Raw genomic sequence first — 245 nt, forward strand, 5'->3', positions numbered from 1 at the left:
GGGCAGTTTCACCAAGCGCAGGGCGAATACCGTACCGGCCAGCAGCATGTAGCCCATCCAGTTGGTCAACAGCCGATGTTGGAGGCGAAGTTGAAGGTCTTGGAGTTGGCCGAGCTGGACACCAGGTCCATGCGCAGCAGGTAGTGGAAGGCGATGATGAACATGCTGCCGGTGCCGGGGCCGAAGAAACCGTCATAAAAGCCGATGGTCAGGCAGGTCAATGGCACCACGGTGTACAGCACCCG

The 245-nt window shown here is 59.6% G+C and carries 1 pseudogene; it reads right to left on the reverse strand.

From position 1 onward, the window contains the following. Positions 1 to 71 precede the first annotated feature (71 nt). Positions 72 to 245 (reverse strand): annotated as a pseudogene (locus SB725_RS33250) (TSUP family transporter); the annotation flags it as partial.

This window comes from Pseudomonas sp. SIMBA_041 (assembly GCF_046535095.1).
GTDB classification, from domain to species: Bacteria; Pseudomonadota; Gammaproteobacteria; order Pseudomonadales; family Pseudomonadaceae; genus Aquipseudomonas; species Aquipseudomonas mucoides.